The sequence below is a fragment of the Flavobacterium endoglycinae genome, from assembly GCF_017352115.1.
Taxonomy (GTDB): Bacteria; Bacteroidota; Bacteroidia; order Flavobacteriales; family Flavobacteriaceae; genus Flavobacterium; species Flavobacterium endoglycinae.
Genome location: NZ_CP071448.1, coordinates 2,469,456 through 2,485,781, shown reverse-complemented (window position 1 = coordinate 2,485,781; position 16,326 = coordinate 2,469,456). Strand labels below are relative to the sequence as shown.

At 32.7% G+C, this 16,326-nt stretch carries 18 protein-coding genes; 17 read left to right on the top strand and 1 reads right to left on the bottom strand.

Going from position 1 to position 16,326, the window contains the following annotated elements:
- The 15 genes from J0383_RS10925 (at position 1) to J0383_RS10855 (ending at position 14,004) form a co-directional block, all read left to right on the top strand.
- Positions 1–399 (top strand): bactofilin family protein, encoded by a 399-nt coding sequence (locus tag J0383_RS10925; protein ID WP_207298410.1) that lies wholly within the window; start codon positions 1–3, stop codon positions 397–399.
- A complete protein-coding gene (locus J0383_RS10920) occupies positions 380–607 on the top strand; it encodes an AtpZ/AtpI family protein (protein WP_207298409.1) in 228 nt (75 codons plus the stop codon). The genes J0383_RS10925 and J0383_RS10920 overlap by 20 nt, the downstream gene beginning before the upstream one ends.
- Positions 608–1,172: 565 nt before the next feature.
- Positions 1,173–2,324, top strand: a complete 1,152-nt coding sequence (gene atpB, locus J0383_RS10915; RefSeq protein WP_207298408.1) for a F0F1 ATP synthase subunit A — start codon at positions 1,173–1,175, stop codon at positions 2,322–2,324.
- A gap of 100 nt (positions 2,325–2,424) precedes the next feature.
- Positions 2,425–2,616, top strand: coding sequence for an ATP synthase F0 subunit C (gene atpE / locus J0383_RS10910; RefSeq protein ID WP_207298407.1), 192 nt, complete (start codon positions 2,425–2,427; stop codon positions 2,614–2,616).
- A gap of 118 nt (positions 2,617–2,734) precedes the next feature.
- Entirely contained in the window at positions 2,735–3,235 is a 501-nt protein-coding gene (locus tag J0383_RS10905) for a F0F1 ATP synthase subunit B (protein WP_207298406.1), read from the top strand.
- 4 nt (positions 3,236–3,239) lie between these two features.
- Positions 3,240–3,773 (top strand): ATP synthase F1 subunit delta, encoded by a 534-nt coding sequence (gene atpH / locus J0383_RS10900; protein ID WP_207298405.1) that lies wholly within the window; start codon positions 3,240–3,242, stop codon positions 3,771–3,773.
- A 37-nt stretch (positions 3,774–3,810) separates the two neighbouring features.
- Positions 3,811–5,388 (top strand): F0F1 ATP synthase subunit alpha, encoded by a 1,578-nt coding sequence (gene atpA, locus J0383_RS10895; protein WP_207298404.1) that lies wholly within the window; start codon positions 3,811–3,813, stop codon positions 5,386–5,388.
- A gap of 85 nt (positions 5,389–5,473) precedes the next feature.
- Positions 5,474–6,334: an ATP synthase F1 subunit gamma gene (atpG, locus tag J0383_RS10890; RefSeq protein ID WP_207298403.1), complete on the top strand. Its 861-nt coding sequence runs from the start codon at positions 5,474–5,476 to the stop codon at positions 6,332–6,334.
- A gap of 590 nt (positions 6,335–6,924) precedes the next feature.
- A complete protein-coding gene (locus tag J0383_RS10885; protein ID WP_207298402.1) occupies positions 6,925–7,371 on the top strand; it encodes a GNAT family N-acetyltransferase in 447 nt (148 codons plus the stop codon).
- A 92-nt stretch (positions 7,372–7,463) separates the two neighbouring features.
- Positions 7,464–8,924 (top strand): lipopolysaccharide biosynthesis protein, encoded by a 1,461-nt coding sequence (locus J0383_RS10880; RefSeq protein ID WP_207298401.1) that lies wholly within the window; start codon positions 7,464–7,466, stop codon positions 8,922–8,924.
- Between the two features lie 29 nt (positions 8,925–8,953).
- On the top strand, positions 8,954–9,388 hold the full coding sequence (dut, locus tag J0383_RS10875; protein WP_207298400.1) for a dUTP diphosphatase: 435 nt from the start codon (positions 8,954–8,956) through the stop codon (positions 9,386–9,388).
- A 124-nt stretch (positions 9,389–9,512) separates the two neighbouring features.
- On the top strand, positions 9,513–10,529 hold the full coding sequence (locus J0383_RS10870) for a sugar phosphate nucleotidyltransferase (protein WP_207298399.1): 1,017 nt from the start codon (positions 9,513–9,515) through the stop codon (positions 10,527–10,529).
- Between the two features lie 49 nt (positions 10,530–10,578).
- Positions 10,579–11,928: a tetratricopeptide repeat protein gene (locus tag J0383_RS10865; protein WP_207298398.1), complete on the top strand. Its 1,350-nt coding sequence runs from the start codon at positions 10,579–10,581 to the stop codon at positions 11,926–11,928.
- A 12-nt stretch (positions 11,929–11,940) separates the two neighbouring features.
- Positions 11,941–12,726 (top strand): DUF4292 domain-containing protein, encoded by a 786-nt coding sequence (locus J0383_RS10860; RefSeq protein WP_207298397.1) that lies wholly within the window; start codon positions 11,941–11,943, stop codon positions 12,724–12,726.
- 24 nt (positions 12,727–12,750) lie between these two features.
- A complete protein-coding gene (locus J0383_RS10855) occupies positions 12,751–14,004 on the top strand; it encodes a murein hydrolase activator EnvC family protein (RefSeq protein WP_207298396.1) in 1,254 nt (417 codons plus the stop codon).
- Between the two features lie 30 nt (positions 14,005–14,034).
- Here J0383_RS10855 and J0383_RS10850 read toward each other — a convergent pair whose 3' ends face one another.
- Entirely contained in the window at positions 14,035–14,454 is a 420-nt protein-coding gene (locus J0383_RS10850; protein WP_207298395.1) for a CBS domain-containing protein, read from the bottom strand.
- Positions 14,455–14,648: 194 nt separating this feature from the next.
- Between J0383_RS10850 and rbfA the strand changes: the two genes are divergently transcribed.
- Positions 14,649–15,041, top strand: a complete 393-nt coding sequence (gene rbfA, locus J0383_RS10845; RefSeq protein WP_207298394.1) for a 30S ribosome-binding factor RbfA — start codon at positions 14,649–14,651, stop codon at positions 15,039–15,041.
- 1 nt (position 15,042) lies between these two features.
- A complete protein-coding gene (locus J0383_RS10840; RefSeq protein WP_207298393.1) occupies positions 15,043–16,242 on the top strand; it encodes an ABC transporter permease in 1,200 nt (399 codons plus the stop codon).
- The last annotated feature ends 84 nt before the right edge of the window (positions 16,243–16,326 follow it).

The following is a 16,326-nucleotide window of genomic DNA, read 5'->3' as shown; positions in this document are numbered from 1 at the left end:
ATGTTTGACAAAGTAAAAAAAAACGGAACAGAACTTTTAGGAAAAACTAACCGAATTGTTGAAGGAACCTCGATTGTAGGCGATATAGTTTCAAAAGCGGACTTTAGGCTCGACGGAGAATTAATTGGAAATTTTACCTCTCAGGGAAAATTAGTAATAGGAATGAGCGGTGTTGTAAAAGGAGAAATCATTTGTAACAACGCCGATATTGAAGGACAATTTCATGGAAAAATAAAAGTGCTTGAAGTCCTGAACATAAAGGCAACTGCAAAAATTCATGGCGAGGTTTTAGTCGGAAAACTTTCGATAGAGCCTGGAGCAGATTTTACAGCGACCTGTACAATGCTCGAACATGCTAATCAGGTTATAATGTTAGAAGATGGAAAAGGAGCCGAATAAAAAACAAAGAAATAAATGGATTGCACTCATTAATATTCCGATACAAATGGGTGTTATTATTTTTTTGTTTGCTTATTTAGGAACCTGGCTCGATGAAAATCATCCAAATAATAAGGTATACTATAATAAGGTATTAGTTATGGTAGGAGTTGCACTTGCCTTATACAACGTAATCCGTCAGGTAAACGAAATCAATAAAACAAAGTAAATTAAGTTTTTAAAACAGCTTGAATAAATATTGCATCTTTGCAAAAAAATCAAAATGTTTTTAAAGAACTACAAACTCATTCTACATTTATACTGTATTACATTAGCTTCCTATATACTTCATAAGGGAGCTTTTGTCGTTTTTAAAATTAACGATCAGAACTTTCATTATACATTAGAAGTATTGTATCTAATTTTTTTAATATCCTCTACAGTACTGCTGGCGGCAACCGTAAAATTCAGAAAAGACAAATTTGACAGCATCGGAATGTTTTTTATGCTGGGAACTTTTATTCAAATGTTTCTTTATTATTTTATTTTGCGACCGATTTTATCAGACAAGATTCACAACGTCTCTGTTGAAAAAACCAATTTTTTTATAACATTTATTCTGTTTTTGTTATTTCAAACGATTTTAACTGTCCGATTATTAAATGAAAAGCGTTAAAATGAGGATTCTTTAAAACAAGGTTCAAAAATAATTTTTCATATCCTTTTGAATATTAATAAAAAATGTACCTTTGCACCAAATTTTAGAAACGTAAAAAATAAGAATTTCCACAGATATGGTGATTTCAAACAAACCACTCAGATTTATTCTTGCAGCTTTAGTAGCTTGTCTTCCACTAATGAGTTTTTCTAATATAGAAAAAGATTCGGCGCATGTTCAAACTGAAGTAGCTCATGAAGCAGCTTCTGAAGGGCACCACGCTGAGCCAACAGATGTAAAATCTAAAATTAAAGCATTCATTGGCCACCACGTTTTAGACTCGCATGATTTTACTTTAACTCAAGATGATGAGACTGGTAAATATTATGGTTTTCCATTACCAGTAATTATTTGGGATAATGGTCTTCATATTTTTTCTTCTTCAAAATTTCACCACGGTCACGAAGTTGCCGAGTCAAATGGAAACTATTATGTGATCAATCACCATGATGGTAAAATTTACAGAACAGATGCTTCTGGAAAAATTACTGAAGACGAAAAAACTGGACACCCAACAAACGTTCGTCCGTTAGATTTTTCAATTACAAAAACGGTACTTTCTATTTTCGTAGCAGCTTTATTAATGTTCTGGTTATTTACAAGTTTAGCAAAATCATATGCTAAAAATGGAGGAATTGCTTCAGGAGCGGGAAGATTCTTTGAACCACTTGTTGTTTTCATCCGTGATGAAGTAGCTATTCCAAACATTGGAGAGAAACACTATAAAAGATACATGAGTTATTTATTAACGATTTTCTTCTTTGTATTGTTTTTAAATATTTTCGGATTAACTCCACTAGGGATTAACGCAACAGGAAACTTTACAGTTACATTTTCTTTAGCGATCCTTACTTTCTTAATCACAAACTTTTCAGCTAACAAAAATTACTGGGGTCACATTTTCTGGATGCCAGGAGTGCCAAAACCAATGAGAATTATTTTGGCTCCAATCGAATTGTTAGGAGTTTTTATTAAACCATTCTCGTTAATGATTCGTTTGTACGCAAACATCTTCGCGGGTCACATTGTATTAATGAGTATTATTGGTTTAATGTTTATCTTTAAAAGCTGGATTGGAAGCAGTTTATCTTTCGGATTATCATTTGTGCTTTCTATACTTGAAATCTTAGTAGCATTTTTACAAGCCTATATTTTTACAATGCTGTCTGCACTTTATTTTGGTTCAGCAGTTGAAGAGCACCATCATGATGATGATGCACACCATTAATAGATAGATTTATAAATTAGGTTTAAAAGATATTCAATCTAAAATCTATTTAAAAAATCTACAGTCAAAATTGAATGTTTAATTTTTAATATATACATATATGAACGGTTTAAATTTCGTAGGAGCTGGATTAATCGTAATCGGAGCTGCATTAGGTATTGGTAGAATTGGTGGTTCAGCAATGGACGCTATCGCTCGTCAGCCAGAAGCTTCAGGAAAAATCCAAACAGCTATGCTTATCGCTGCTGCCCTTATTGAAGGAATTGGTTTCGCTGCATTATTTGCTGCTTAATTAAAAACACACAAAACAATAGTTGCAACGGTTGGTTGTAACTATTGTTTTAAAAATTAACATTAGAATTGCTTACGGCAGTTTAAAACAAAAAAATTAAAATTTATAATCGTATATAATGGAAAAGTTAATAAATCAGTTCGAGTTCGGTTTGTTCTTTTGGCAAGTATTAATATTTGTTGGATTAATATTTTTATTGAAAAAATTTGCATGGAAACCAATTCTTGATGCAGTAAATGATAGAGAGCAAGGTATTAAAGATGCATTACTTTCTGCAGAAAATGCAAGAAAAGAAATGGAAAATCTTCAAGCAGATAACCAAAGAATCTTAAACGAAGCGCGTGCAGAGCGTGATGCTATGCTGAAAGAAGCACGTGAAATGAAAGAGAAAATGATTGCTGATTCTAAAAACGAAGCTCAAGCTCAAGGTCAAAAAATGATCGAGCAGGCTAAAGCAGCTATCGAAAGCGAAAAAAATGCTGCAATGGCAGAATTGAAATCTCAAGTTTCAACTTTATCATTGAGTATTGCTGAAAAATTATTGAAAGAAGAATTATCTAATAAAGAATCTCAAACTAAATTAGTTGAGAAAATGTTAGGTGACGTAAAGCTAAACTAAGATTATGGCAAATACGAGAGCAGCAATTCGTTATGCAAAAGCAATTCTAGACTTAGCAAACTCTAAAGGTGTTGCCGAAGCTGTCAATAACGATATGAAATCAATTGCATCTGCAATTGAGACAAATGAAGAATTGAGCACATTTATTCAAAACCCAACAACAACTGTTGAAGTTAAGCAAAATGCTCTTTTAGAAGTTTTTGCAAATGTAAATGATGTAACTAAAGGGTTATTTCAGTTATTATTTGAAAATAAAAGATTTGAAATTTTAGATGCTATTGCAGTAGAATATACTAAAGTATATGATTTAAGCAATGGCGTTGAAGTAGCTAAAGTAACTACAGCTATTCCTATGGATGCAGCTTTAGAAGCTAAAGTTCTGGCTAAAATTGCAACTTTATCAGATAAAAAAATAACAATCGAAAACATAGTAGATCCTTCAATTATTGGTGGATTTATTTTAAGAATAGGCGACAAGCAATACAACGCTTCTGTTGCAAACAGATTACAAGTATTAAAAAGAGAGTTAAGTAATTAGTTTTTATAACACAAAAGTGTCTAAATTATAAATTAAGATGGCGGAAATCAAACCTGCTGAAATTTCAGCAATATTAAGAAAGCAAGTAGAAGGTTTTGAATCTGGTGCTACGCTAGAGGAAGTAGGAACAGTACTTCAAGTTGGAGACGGTATTGCTCGTGTTTACGGGCTGTCTAATGTACAATATGGTGAGTTAGTAGAATTTGATAACGGTATGGAAGGTATCGTATTGAATCTAGAAGAGGATAATGTTGGGGTGGTACTTTTAGGACCTTCAACTGGAATTAAAGAAGGATCTACTGCAAAAAGAACTCAGCGTATTGCTTCTCTTAAAGTAGGTGAACAAATGGTAGGACGTGTTGTTAACACTCTTGGTTTTCCAATCGATGGAAAAGGACCAATTGGTGGAGACTTATACGAAATGCCATTAGAAAGAAAAGCACCTGGTGTTGTATTCCGTCAGCCAGTAACTGAACCATTACAAACTGGAGTTAAAGCAGTTGATGCTATGATCCCAGTAGGTCGTGGACAACGTGAGCTTGTAATTGGTGACCGTCAAACAGGTAAATCAACTGTTTGTATCGATACAATCTTAAATCAAAAAGAATTTTACGATGCAGGAAAACCTGTATTCTGTATATATGTTGCAATTGGACAAAAAGCTTCAACTGTAGCAGGAATCGCAAAAATGTTAGAAGAAAAAGGAGCAATGGCTTATACAGTTATCGTTGCTGCTAATGCTTCTGATCCAGCTCCAATGCAGGTTTACGCTCCATTCGCGGGTGCTGCAATTGGTGAATACTTCAGAGATTCAGGTCGTCCAGCTCTTATCGTGTATGATGACTTGTCTAAACAAGCAGTTGCTTACCGTGAGGTTTCTCTTTTATTAAGAAGACCACCGGGACGTGAGGCTTACCCTGGAGACGTTTTCTACTTACACTCTCGTTTATTAGAGCGTGCTTGTAAAGTAATCGCTGATGATGGTATCGCTAAAAACATGAACGACTTACCAGATTCTATCAAATCTATCGTAAAGGGTGGTGGTTCATTAACTGCTTTGCCAATTATCGAAACTCAAGCTGGTGACGTTTCTGCATATATCCCAACAAACGTAATCTCTATTACAGATGGTCAGATTTTCCTTGATGGAGATTTGTTCAACTCTGGAGTTCGTCCTGCAATTAACGTAGGTATCTCTGTATCTCGTGTTGGAGGTAATGCTCAAATTAAATCAATGAAAAAAGTTTCTGGAACTTTAAAATTAGACCAAGCTCAATTCCGTGAATTAGAAGCTTTTGCTAAATTTGGTTCTGACTTAGATTCTGTTACATTAAACGTAATTGAAAAAGGAAAAAGAAACGTTGAAATCTTGAAACAAGGTTTAAATGATCCTTACCCTGTTGAAAATCAAGTAGCTATTATTTACGCGGGTTCTAAAAACTTATTAAGAAACGTTCCTGTAGATAAAGTAAAAGAATTTGAAGCTGATTTCTTAGCGTACTTAAACAGTAAACACAAAGATACACTTAACGCTTTGAAAGCTGGTAAATTAGATGACAACATTACTGACGTTATCGAAAAAGCAGCAAAAGAAATTTCAGCAAAATATAACTAATTTTAGTTGATGGTTGTTGGTTGATTGTTGTTGGAAATTCCCAAATAACTATCAACCAATAACTAACAACAAACAACTATAGTACATGGCAAATTTAAAGGAAATCCGTAATAGAATTACTTCCGTTTCATCGACGATGCAGATTACATCGGCTATGAAAATGGTTTCTGCTGCAAAGCTGAAGAAAGCACAAGATGCAATCACTGCTATGCGCCCTTATGCCGAGAAATTAACGGAGTTATTGCAAAATCTTTCTGCTACACTTGAAGGTGAAGTAGGAGGAGATTACACCACTCAACGTGAAGTAAAAAAAGTATTGCTTGTAGCTATAACTTCCAATAGAGGTTTATGTGGTGCATTTAATGCAAACGTTATTAAAGAGATTAAAAACCGTACTGATTTTTATGCAGGAAAGCAGGTTGATGTTTTTGCTATTGGTAAAAAAGGAAATGATGCTTTAAGCAAAACTCACAAAGTTCACGGTCATCATAATGCAATTTTTGATCATTTAACTTTCGAAAATGTTGCTGCAATTGCAGATAATTTAACTGAAAGATTCTTATCTGGAGAATATGACAGAATCGAATTAATCTATAATCAGTTTAAAAATGCTGCGACTCAAATCGTTCAAACTGAACAATTTTTGCCATTAGCGCCAATTAAATCTGATGTATCAGTTTCTGCAGGAGATTATATTTTCGAACCTTCAAAAGAAGAAATTGTTTTGACTTTAATCCCTAAGTCATTAAAAACACAATTATACAAAGGTATCCGCGATTCATTTGCTTCAGAGCACGGAGCACGTATGACAGCTATGCACAAAGCAACTGACAACGCTACTGAATTAAGAAACCAATTGAAATTAACTTACAACAAAGCACGTCAAGCTGCTATTACAAACGAAATCTTAGAGATCGTTGGAGGAGCTGAAGCTTTGAATGGATAAGAAATTCATAGCAAAATAAATAAAAAATAGCCGGCATGATTATGTCGGCTATTTTTTTATTGGAAGTACTTCTTTAAGAAAATCTATAAACAAGAAAATTTATAAAATGGTGATTCTCAATTTACCCAAAAACCGAGAATCAATACCATTTTATAAAATTATTGACACAGATTTATCACTCTGTTGCTTTGTCTTTCATGGGAACAAACTAGCTTTATTAATCCCAATGCTCTGTTTTTTTAAGGGTTACATTTCAGCAGAATCAATCCCTGTGCTTTGTCTTTCATGGGAACAAACTAGCTTTATTAGTCCCAATGCTCTGTTTTTATTAGGGTTACAATACAGCAGAATCAATCCCTTATGCTTTGTCTTTTATGGGAACAAACAAGCTTTATCAGTCCCAGTGCTTTCTTTTTTAAGGGTTGAATTCTAGCTTTCCTCATTCCCTATATTACAAAGTTAATAGATAAGTACATGAAAAAACTTATATAATTTTTAAAGATTCTTACACATTTCACATGTTTTTGATCTGTTAATTATATAAATACCGCTAAAAAAATGAGTATTTTTGAATATTATTTTGTTAAAAAATGACTTTACAGGTACGAGAGCTTACGACAATGGAAGAAATGGTAGCTCAAATAGATACAATTCGATTTTTATATCCTAATATTTCTCTTGAAAAATATCAATCATTTCTGTTAGAGATGATTCCTCACAATTATACCCAGATTGCTGTTTTTGAAAATGAAAAATGCATAGGAATTACGGGATGTTGGTCGGCTACAAAACTTTGGACTGGGAAATATCTTGAAATAGATAATTTTGTAGTTAATCCAGAACATCGTTCAAAAGGAATTGGAAAAATACTTACCGATTTTATAGAAAAAAAAGCTGTAGATCTAGGTTGCAGCAGTATTGTATTAGATGCTTTTACAGGGAATTTTGGGGCACACCGTTTTTACTATAATCAAGGATATGCTCCGAAAGGATTTCATTTTGTGAAAGTTTTAGATGAAAACAAAATGACGCAATAAAATTCAATTTAAGTTTTTTATTGAACCATCAAAAGCATTAATAAACCAAAGAATTGGTTATTTTTGTTTTCTGAACTTTATTACTAATTATTTTGGGATTATATAAAAATCTATTCAAACAGACCGCAATTTATGGACTAGCAACGGTTTTACCAAGAATGCTGAGTTTCTTATTGGTCAGATTATATACAGGGATTTTACCAACTGCAGAGTATGGCGAAGTTTCAATCGTTTTATCTTGGATGGTTTTCTTTAATGTGGTACTTTCTTACGGAATGGAAACTGCATTTTTTAGATTTTACAGTGCCGAAGAAGACAAAAAAAATGTTATCGCAACTTCGACAATATCCATATTTTGGTCATCAATTGGATTTTTATTTGCAGCTTTAATTTTCAGAAATACTTTGGCAAATTGGGCCGAAGTTGATGCACAATATATAACCTATTCAGTTTGGATTTTAGTTTTGGATGCCTTGGTTCTTGTACCATTTTCAAAATTAAGAGCCAACCAGAGACCAATGGTTTATGCCGCAATCAAAATTGGAAATGTCGTTATTAATTTATTATTGAACATTTTCTTTTTGATGTATCTTCCAAAACTGGCAGCTTCAAATCCAAATTCAATTTGGGATAATTTATATGTCGAAAATTTCCAAATCGCCTATATCTTCATTGCAAATCTTCTAGCTAGTTTAGCGACTTTTATAGTGCTTTCGCCAAATTATCTTTCGCTTGGACGAAAATTTGACGTCGCGCTTTGGAAAAGAATGATGAAATACGGACTTCCAATTTTGGTTGCCGGACTTGCTTTTGCAGTTAACGAACATTTCGATAAAATCTTATTAGGATATTTACTTCCTGAAAACCTTGCAAAATCTGAAGTTGGAGCCTATTCAGCTTGTTATAAATTAGGATTATTTATGGTTCTTTTTGCAACGGCATTCAGATTAGGAATTGAGCCTTTCTTTTTCAGTCACGCCAAAAATGAAAATGCGCCTCAAACGTATGCAGTGATTACTAAATATTTTGTGATTTTTGGTTCGTTGATTTTATTAGGAGTAATTGTTTTTGCAGATGTTTTAAAATTCTTATTGCTGGATAATAAATCATATTGGGAAGCTATGAAAGTTGTCCCTTTAATTATTCTGGCAAACTTCTTTTTAGGAATTTACAACAACTTATCGGTTTGGTATAAACTGACAGACAAAACCAAAATCGGAGCTTACATTTCTATTGTAGGTGCAATTGTTACCTTGGTTTTAAACTATTTTTTAATTCCGAAATACAGTTACTACGGTTCAGCAATTGCGACTATTTCTGCTTACGGAAGCATGATGTTAATATCGTATGTTATGGGTAATAAATATTATCCAATACCTTACGACATGAATAAAATCTCGGCTTATTTAGGAATCTCCATTTTATTTTCGGCTATTTCATTTTATGGATTTAGAGAAAATTATTTTGTTGGAATTCCGTTACTATTAGCCTTTATGTACTTTGTTTACCATAACGAAAAAGACACAATTAAAGGAATCATGAACAGAAAGTAAATGTGCTTTTTTAATCTTTATAATACAAAATGAAAATACAAATTATCAATAAATCACAACACGATTTACCAAACTACGAAACCATTGCTTCTGCAGGAATGGATTTACGTGCCAATATTTTGGAACCAATTACGTTAAAACCATTAGAAAGAACAATTGTAAAAACAGGACTTTTTATTGAATTGCCAATTGGTTACGAAGCACAAGTACGGCCAAGAAGTGGTCTGGCAGCCAAAAAAGGAGTAACAGTATTAAATTCGCCAGGAACTGTCGATGCTGATTATAGAGGTGAAATTGGAGTGATTTTGGTAAATTTATCAAACGAGGAATTTGTAATCGAAAACGGAGAACGAATCGCACAATTAATTATTGCCAAACACGAAAGAGCGGAATGGATAGAAGTAGAAGAACTTTCTGAAACATCAAGAGGAGCAGGAGGATTTGGCAGTACTGGAGTAAAATAAAAGTTTTTCAGTTACAGTCACAGTTTTCAGTTTTACTGTAGCATTTTCTCTTGATTTTATAAATTAAAACTTGAACTAACCAAACAGAAGATTTTTAAATCTTCACACATTAAATATTTATTACATGAAAATAATCGTCCCAATGGCAGGCCGCGGATCGAGACTGCGTCCTCATACTTTAACAGTTCCAAAACCATTAATTCCTGTTGCTGGAAAATCTATAGTTCACCGTTTAGTAGAAGATATTGCTAAAATATTAAAAGAACCAATTGAAGAAGTTGCTTTTATTTTAGGCGATGAAGCTTTTTTTGGTGCTGATTTGGTTGCAAGTCTTCAAGATTTAGCAAAAGGATTAGGAGCAAAGGCTTCTATTTACCGTCAAGATTTGCCTTTAGGAACTGGACACGCTATTATGTGTGCTAAAGATTCTTTGTCAGGACCTGCAGTTATTGCTTACGCAGATACTTTAATAAGAGCTGATTTTGAATTAGATCCTTCAGCAGATGCTGTAATCTGGGTAAAACAAGTAGATCAGCCGGAAGCTTTTGGAGTGGTAAAACTAAATCAGAATAATGAAATTATTGAATTGGTTGAAAAACCAAAAGAATTCGTGAGTGATTTAGCCGTTATCGGGATTTACTATTTCAAAGAAGTTGGCGATTTGAAAAAAGAGCTTCAAGGTGTTTTAGATAATAACATTCAAAACGGAGGTGAATACCAAATCAACGATGGAATCAAAGCAATGATGGCCAACGGAAAAGTTTTCAAAACCGGAAGCGTTGATGAATGGATGGATTGCGGAAACAAAGATGTTACAGTGGAAACCAACTCAAGAATGTTAGGTTTTTTACATAATGACGGAGAACATTTGATAGACCAAAACGTTACATTAGATAACTCAACGATTATCCCGCCATGTTTTATTGGAGAAAATGTTGTGTTGAAAAACACCACAATTGGACCAAATGTTTCAATTGGAAAAGGATGTCATGTAAGTGACAGTAGTATTAAAAATAGCTTAATACAGACTTATTCTCAAATAAAAAATGCTAACTTAGATAATGCAATGATTGGAAACCACGTAAGTTATGATGGTAAATTTACCAGTATAAGCATTGGTGACTACTCAGTTTTAGAATAAATACAAAAAACAAATTCATTTTTTCTGTAAAAATGAAATAAAATAAAAGATGAAAAAAAGCATACTGATATTTTTATTTTTTGCGCTTTTGGGTAATTCGGTTTCTGTTTTTTCACAAACAGAACCGGAAGATATTGCTTTGGCGCCAGATGATTATCAGGATGCTTTTTATGAATCCTTAAAACAAAAAGGAATCGAAAATTACGATAAAGCTATCGTGTCATTAGAAAAATGTATCAAACTAAAACCTAATGATGCTGTTGCTTATTTCGAATTGGGGAAAAATTATCTGGCTTTAAAACAATATCAAAATGCAAATGATTCTTTTGAAAAAGCCACACAATTAGATCCCAAAAACAAATGGTACTGGTTAGGAATTTACGATGTAAGTTACGAAACCAAAAACTATCCGCTGGCGATAGAAACAATTCAGAAAATTATTGTTTTTGATGAAGAATATAAAGACGATTTAATTTCGTTATATATGATCACAAATCAATACGATAAAGCATTAGTTGCCATAAACGAGATGAATGATAAATTCGGAAAATCATCAGATCGTGAAATGTACAAAAGCCAGATTTTATCGCAGGGGAAATACCAGAATGCTGAAATTTCAGTTTTGATTGACCAGATTAAAAAGAATCCAAAAGAAGAATCAAATTATGTAAATCTGATTTTTTTATATTCAAAATCAGATCAATCAGATAAAGCTTTAGATGTTGCCAAACAACTGGCAAAAGAAATTCCAGATTCTGAATGGGGACAAGTAAGTTTATTCAAAACCTATTTAGATTCCAATCAGGCTGATAAAGCGATTAAGTCGATGAATATAATTTTGGCAAGTTCAAAAATTGATTCTAAAATTAAACATCGTACTTTAAATGAATTTTTGATTTATACGAATAAAAATCCGCAGTATGCACCAGCTTTAGAAAAAGCGATTTCTTATTTTGATAATGATAAAAATGTTGATGTTGCCAAAGAAATTGGAAAATTTTATCATAGCAAAGGTCAGTTTGAGAATGCCATTAAATATTATGAAAAAGATTTAATTGCAAATTCAGATACAGATCGCGAAACCAATCTGCTTTTGCTAGAAGCGTATACTCAGGCAAAACAATTTGCTCCAATGACAAAACGAGCAATGACAATGATTGAAATTTATCCGAGCCAGCCACAATTTTATTATTATGCTGGATTGGGAAGCAATCAATTACAGCAGTTTAAAAATGCAAAAACTGTTTTAGAAATGGGACTTGATTATGTAGTTGACGATAAAAAATTAGAAGCTAATTTTAATATTCAATTAGGAGAAGCTTACAATGGATTGGGAGACGCTAAGAAAAAAGAGGAATACTTTTTGAAAGCAAATGAATTATTGAAACAAAAGAAATAAGGAGAAATTAAAATGAAAAAATATATAATAATAGCATTGATGTCCGTTTTTGTGATCTCATGCAAATCAAAGGCAGTTGCTGTCCAGAACAGTAACAATACAACGACAGAAGTTGTCACGAAAAAAGACAATAAAGCAATTGAAAAACATTACGTAAACAAGTTAGATTTTTCGACACTATATATTAAAGCCAGCGCAAAATATGTTGATGAAAAACAAAGTCAGAATGTTACTGCCGAAATTAGAATTGAGAAAGACAAACAAATTCTAATCAGCGTTCGATTCTTGGGAATTACGATGGCTAAAGCGCTGATAACTCCAACAGCAGTAAGTTATTACGAAAAAATAAACAGTACTTATTACGAAGGTGATTTTAGCAGTTTAAGTAAATGGCTAGGTACAGATTTAGATTATACTAAAGTTCAAAACTTATTAATTGGTGAAGCATTTGATGATTTAAGAGAAGGTAAATATACACAGACAATTGTTGAGAATCTTTTCCGTTTAGAAGATGAAAAAGACCAAAACATTAAAAAAGCATTTTACTTAGATCCTGAAAAATATTTAGTACAGAAAGAAGAAATTTCACAGCCATCTGAAAATAGAAAATTAGAAATCAATTATTCAGATGCTAAAACATTCAGTCAAGGAACAATCCCAACTGCATTGACAATTAATGCAGTGCAGCCAAAAGGAACAACCAATATTAATCTGAATTACAATAATATTTCATTTAACGAAGAACTTTCTTTTCCTTACAGCGTACCAAGCGGTTATAAAAAGGTTCAAATTAAGTAAATTTGCAAAAAGAAAAATAGAAAGATGCCAAAATATCTCCTAAGCCTAATTTTTGTTTGCGCCACTACATTTGTGTGGGCGCAGGATTCACAGCAAGAAAAACTGGAACAGCGTAAAGCCCAGATTCTTCAGGAAATTAAAGACAATGAAAAAATGTTACAGTCGGTTAGAAAAAAAGAAAAATCAGCTGTAAACGAATATTTAATTCAGGCGAATAAAATTAAACTTAAAGAGAAACTGATTAATACAACCGCTAAGCAGGAAAAAGTATTGAGCAACGATATGTATATTAATCAAGTAAAGGTTAATAAACTTAAAAAAGAGCTGGCTATACTCAAAGAAGATTATGCCAAAATGATTTTGAAATCCTACAAAAGCCGTTCAGAGCAGAGTAGAGCAATGTTCATTTTATCTTCTGAAAGTTTTTTACAAGCTTATAAAAGAGCACAATACCTTAAGCAATATACGAATTTCAGAAAAAACCAAGGTTTGGAAATTCAGTCAAAATCAGCAGAATTAGTTGATTACAATAAAAAACTTGACGGACAAAGACAGGTTAAGAAAAAGATTATTGCCGAAAATCAAAAAGAACGTGCTACTTTAGAAGTAGAGAAAAAAGAACAGCAAAAACTGGTTAACTCGCTTAAAAAAGACAAAAATAAAATTGCCTCTGATATTAGATCGAAACAAAGCGAATCAAAAAGAATCGACAGACAAATTGATCGTTTAATTCGTGAAGCAATTGCTGAAGCAAACAGAAAAGCAGCACTCGAAAAAGCAAAAGAAAATCCAGGATCGACAGCTCCAAAAACACCAGTTTCATCTTCTAAAATCGTAATGACTCCGGAAGATAAAGTTCTAGCCGCCGATTTTAAAGCCAATAAAGGAAGACTTCCATGGCCCGTAGAAAAAGGATTTATCTCTTTAGGATATGGAGATCAGCCGCATCCATTATATCCTTCAATTTCTGTTCACAACTCAGGTGTTGAGATTACAACGGAAGATGGAGCAAATGCAAGAGCGGTTTTTGCGGGAGAAGTATTTAGTGTCATGGTATTATCGCCAGTGAATACAGTAGTGATGATTCAGCATGGAGATTACTTTAGTGTTTACCAAAACTTAAGTAAAGTATTTGTAAGCAAAGGAGAAAAAGTAACGATCAAACAAAACATTGGAAAAGTAAGAACAAGCGGAGATACAGGAAAAACCGTAATCAAATTTTTGATTCTTCAAAATACAACGAATACAGATCCTGAAAACTGGCTTCAGAATAGATAATAAAAAAGGGACTTTAAAGTCCCTTTTTTATTAATCGTATTGTTCTAAGAAATATCGAATCACATCTGTTGTTGTTACGATTCCTTGTAATTCGTCGTTATCTACAACTGGTAAAGCATGAAATTCTTCTTTCGAAAAAATTTCGGCCAAATCCTTGATAATCGTATTTGATGAAACCGTTTTAGGTTTTGCCGTCATAACCTGAGGAATGGTTAACATTTTTAAAACCGCTTCATCGCTACCTTCCTGTCCGTCAAACAAAGCACCAAAAGTAAGTCGGTTAATATCAGTTCGGCTTATAATTCCCACTACTTTTTTTCCGTTTACCACGGGAAGATGTCGAATAGAATTGGATTTTAGTTTTTCTACTACTTTTGTTAAATCATCATTTTGATTTACTGTCACCACGCTTTTAGTCATGATGTGACTAATTGGTTCTCTTTTTTTCATAATAGATACGTTTTATATTCATATCAAATTTGTAGAATAATACCTCTAAATCATATGATCTTTATCAGCATTTAAATGAAATAAAAAACAGATATATAAATGAATCTATGATAAAAAGAAATAGTAATTTTAAGAATAATCCTTTAGTTAATTTGAAATTGCAGGGAATGAATTTAAAATAGTATTTTTGCAGTATGGAAACAAATAGACAGAAAAAAATAGGCAGTGTAATCCAAAAAGATTTGGTTGATATCCTGCAAGGTGAAGTGAGAAAAAACGGAATTAGTAATTTGGTAATTTCGGTATCCAAAGTAAGCGTAACAACAGATTTATCTGTGGCAACAGTATATTTAAGTATTTTTCCTCAAGAAAAAGCAAAAGAAACTTTAGAGGCAATAAAATCCAATACAACCTTAATAAAACACGATTTGTCACAACGTGTTCGTTTACAATTACGTCGTGTACCAAATCTAGTTTTCTTTATCGATGATTCGTTAGATTACATCGAAAAAATTGACAACGCCTTGTCAGGAAAAGAAAACCCAATAGAGAATCGTGATCTTTTAGAAAAAAGAAGAAAATCATAATTTGAATTTCCCACTTTACATAGCCAAACGTTATCTTTTTAGCTTAAGTAAAAATAACGCTATCAATATCATCAATTTGATTGCCAGTCTGGGAATCATTGTTGGTACAATGGCTTTGTTTGTGGTTCTTTCTGTTTTTAGCGGATTAAAAGTTTTTAGTCTTTCGTTTACAAATGAGATTGATCCTGATTTGAAAATGACTAGTACTTATGGTAAATCATTTTTCATTTCACCAGAACAAGAAAAACAGATAAAAAATATAAACGGTGTAGTGTCTTACACCAAAATTATTGAAGAACGAGTTTTGTTTTTATTTAAAGACAAACAACATGTTACCTATTTAAAAGGCGTCGACAGTCTTTACCCAGTTGTAAATAATATCAAGGTAAAACTTTTTAACGGACAATGGCTCAAACCAGATTCTTATCAGGTAGTTATTGGATATGGAATTGCACAAGATTTCTCGATGGGAATTTTGGATTTCGAAAATCCACTTCAGGTTTTTGCACCAAAACCTGGAAAAGGTGCCATTGAAAATCCCGAAGAAGCTTTTAATAAAACAGATGTTCTTCCGGTTGGAATCTATTCGATCAGCGAAGAATTAGATTCAAAATATGTGTTTGCTGATTTAGGATTGACACAAGAATTATTGATGTACAAACCCAATCAGATTTCGGGAATCGAATTTCATCTAAAAGAAAATGCAGATGAAAATGCCGTTAACACGCAATTGAAAAAGATTTTCAATAATAAAGTGACCTTAAAAAACAGAGCACAGCTTAATGAGTCTTTGTATAAAATGCTTAACACCGAGAATATTGCGGTGTACCTAATCTTTACACTCGTAATTATTGTAGCTCTTTTTAATTTGATTGGAGCATTAATTATGATGATTTTAGAAAAGAAAGGAAATCTAAAAACCCTTTTTAGTCTTGGCACAGAAGTAAGCAGTCTTCGTAAAATATTCATACTTCAAGGAACTTTATTGAGTGTCATTGGTGGATTAATCGGACTTTATTATGGAGTAATATTAATCGCACTTCAGCAAAAGTATGAACTAATCATGATTACACCAACCCTTGCGTATCCGGTAGTTTTTACAACCGAAAATGTCCTGATTGTGATGGCAACAATTATTTCTCTTGGCTTTATCGCTTCGCTTATTGCAAGCAGTCGTGTAAGTAAAAAATTATTAGATTAATTTCTTCTTTAAAAATATTACCTATATTTACCGTCTTAAAAATCTACAGTATATGATTGTTTCTGCCTAATCCTATTTTATTTT

Coding starts and splice junctions, on each gene's coding strand:
- J0383_RS10925 (WP_207298410.1), top strand. CDS start 1: ATGTTTGACAAAGTAAAAAAAAACGGAACAGAACTTTTAGGAAAAACT.
- J0383_RS10920 (WP_207298409.1), top strand. CDS start 380: ATGGAAAAGGAGCCGAATAAAAAACAAAGAAATAAATGGATTGCACTC.
- atpB (WP_207298408.1), top strand. CDS start 1,173: ATGGTGATTTCAAACAAACCACTCAGATTTATTCTTGCAGCTTTAGTA.
- atpE (WP_207298407.1), top strand. CDS start 2,425: ATGAACGGTTTAAATTTCGTAGGAGCTGGATTAATCGTAATCGGAGCT.
- J0383_RS10905 (WP_207298406.1), top strand. CDS start 2,735: ATGGAAAAGTTAATAAATCAGTTCGAGTTCGGTTTGTTCTTTTGGCAA.
- atpH (WP_207298405.1), top strand. CDS start 3,240: ATGGCAAATACGAGAGCAGCAATTCGTTATGCAAAAGCAATTCTAGAC.
- atpA (WP_207298404.1), top strand. CDS start 3,811: ATGGCGGAAATCAAACCTGCTGAAATTTCAGCAATATTAAGAAAGCAA.
- atpG (WP_207298403.1), top strand. CDS start 5,474: ATGGCAAATTTAAAGGAAATCCGTAATAGAATTACTTCCGTTTCATCG.
- J0383_RS10885 (WP_207298402.1), top strand. CDS start 6,925: ATGACTTTACAGGTACGAGAGCTTACGACAATGGAAGAAATGGTAGCT.
- dut (WP_207298400.1), top strand. CDS start 8,954: ATGAAAATACAAATTATCAATAAATCACAACACGATTTACCAAACTAC.
- J0383_RS10870 (WP_207298399.1), top strand. CDS start 9,513: ATGAAAATAATCGTCCCAATGGCAGGCCGCGGATCGAGACTGCGTCCT.
- J0383_RS10865 (WP_207298398.1), top strand. CDS start 10,579: ATGAAAAAAAGCATACTGATATTTTTATTTTTTGCGCTTTTGGGTAAT.
- J0383_RS10860 (WP_207298397.1), top strand. CDS start 11,941: ATGAAAAAATATATAATAATAGCATTGATGTCCGTTTTTGTGATCTCA.
- J0383_RS10855 (WP_207298396.1), top strand. CDS start 12,751: ATGCCAAAATATCTCCTAAGCCTAATTTTTGTTTGCGCCACTACATTT.
- J0383_RS10850 (WP_207298395.1), bottom strand. CDS start 14,454: ATGAAAAAAAGAGAACCAATTAGTCACATCATGACTAAAAGCGTGGTG.
- rbfA (WP_207298394.1), top strand. CDS start 14,649: ATGGAAACAAATAGACAGAAAAAAATAGGCAGTGTAATCCAAAAAGAT.